Origin of the sequence: Synechococcus sp. R3-13, from assembly GCF_047462195.1 — a bacterium.
Classification (GTDB): Bacteria; Cyanobacteriota; Cyanobacteriia; order Thermostichales; family Thermostichaceae; genus Thermostichus.
Map to the genome: position 1 here is coordinate 1 of NZ_JANSIO010000142.1, position 1,705 is coordinate 1,705.

Genomic DNA, 1,705 nt, shown 5'->3' on the forward strand with positions numbered 1-1,705 from the left:
CCCCTTTGCTCTTCGCCATCAAATTCCTCTCCACGTGCTCTATCTGGATTTGGATGGGTTTAAGCAAATCAACGACCGCTGGGGGCACTGGGCTGGGGATCAAACCTTGATCCAGGTGGCGCGGCAATTGCAAGCTCACGTTCGCCAAGACGATCTGGTGGCCCGCTTGGGGGGCGATGAGTTTGCCCTGCTGGTGCGCGGGATCCCGAACTCGCAGATCCTAGGGCTGGCAGAACGCTTGCGGCAGGCTGTCCAGACCCTGTTGGTGCAGGCGGGGACGGAGACCATCTCCCTAAGCTGCAGTGTGGGCATCGCCTCTCTGCTGGAGCTGGGAGAGGGAACTGACCCACAAAGTCTGCTGGCTGCTGCCGACAAGGCCCTCTACCAAGCCAAAGCTGAGGGGGGTAACCGAGAGACTTTGCTGTAGTTCAGGGCCAACTGCTGGAGTTTAGGATCCCTCCACCAAACTAGCGTAGGCTTCGGCGCTCATGGTGTCTTCCAAGTCTTCGGGGTTGGCAATGCGCACCTTGATCAGCCAGCCATCGCCATAGGGATCGTCGGCAAGGCTTTCGGGGCTCTCCACCACCGCTGTATTCACGGCCACCACCTCTCCAGAAAGAGGGGCATAGAGATCTTCGACGGCTTTGACCGATTCCACCGAGCCAAAGCTTTCCCCTTTTTCAATCTCTGTCCCTTCTTCGGGCAAGCCCACGAAAACGATATCCCCCAGTTGATCGACGGCATAAGCTGTGATCCCAATCACCGCAATATCATCCTCAACATGGATGTACTCGTGGGTGTCCACGTAGCGCAGATGGGATGGATACTCCAGGGCCATGCCGGTTCTCCCGTAGAATTCAGTGGATTATTCTAGGGTCAACCCTTGAAGATGGTAAAGAGCGGATCCCAAGCCCGGCCCGCTAGAGAAACTCCATCAGCAGCCGATTTACAGTTTGCGGAGCTTCCTGCTGCGCCCAATGGCCGCATTCGGGGATGTACTCCTTGCGCAGGCCGTTGGGGAAAAAGGGATCCATCCCCTCAGTTAGCTCGCGGCTGAGGGCAAAGTCTTCTTCTCCCCAAATCAGCAGGGTGGGGGCGAGGATCTGCCGCATGGGCTGCAAAAACAGGTTCTGCAAGGTGGGCAGGTTAAACAGCTGGCGGTAGTAGTTGAGGGCAGAGGTGAGAACCTTGGGTTTGGAGAGGGCCTCTTGGTAGAGCTTGAGGTCGTGGCGGGTGAAGGCGCTTTTGCGCACCGAGGTTTCCTGGAAAATGCGGCGCACCCAATCTCCCAAATCCCACTGCAGCACCCACTCTGGCAGCCAAGGCAATTGAAAAAAGAACAGGTACCAACTGCGGCGCAGTTGATCCAAGTTGCTCAAGAATTCCCGGCGAAAGCAGGCCGGATGGGGAGAATTGAGGACGGCCAGCTTGCGAATCTCCTCAGGAAAAAATTGCGCCCAGTGCCAGGCAATGGCTCCCCCCCAATCGTGGGCTACGACCACCGCTCTTCGGGCCCCAAAGTGGCTCAGCAAGCCGCGAATATCCTCAGTAAGGGTATCCAAGTCGTAGCCGTGATCCGGTTTGTCGGAATCGTTGTAGCCGCGCATGTCGGGTGCCACCACGCGAAACCGCTGCGCCAACACCGGAATCTGATGCCGCCAGGAGTACCAAAACTCCGGGAAACCGTGCAACAAGATCGCCAGCT

At 57.7% G+C, this 1,705-nt stretch carries 3 protein-coding genes; 1 reads left to right on the top strand and 2 read right to left on the bottom strand.

Translation table 11 applies throughout. The features are described 5' to 3' along the window. Positions 1-427, top strand: a 427-nt coding sequence (locus tag NW856_RS04615) for a GGDEF domain-containing protein (protein ID WP_414399332.1), incomplete at its 5' end; no start/stop codon positions are given. A gap of 21 nt (positions 428-448) precedes the next feature. Here NW856_RS04615 and gcvH read toward each other — a convergent pair. After that, positions 449-838 carry a glycine cleavage system protein GcvH gene (gene gcvH / locus NW856_RS04620; protein WP_011432013.1) on the bottom strand — a complete coding sequence of 130 codons (390 nt, stop codon included), beginning with the start codon at positions 836-838 and terminating at the stop codon, positions 449-451. Positions 839-920: 82 nt separating this feature from the next. Beyond that, the coding region (locus tag NW856_RS04625; protein WP_414399333.1) for an alpha/beta fold hydrolase at positions 921-1,705 on the bottom strand (785 nt) is incomplete at its 5' end.

What these genes read in the sequence shown, in the direction of transcription:
- gcvH (WP_011432013.1), bottom strand. Translation starts at nt 838, where the DNA reads ATGGCCCTGGAGTATCCATCCCATCTGCGCTACGTGGACACCCACGAG.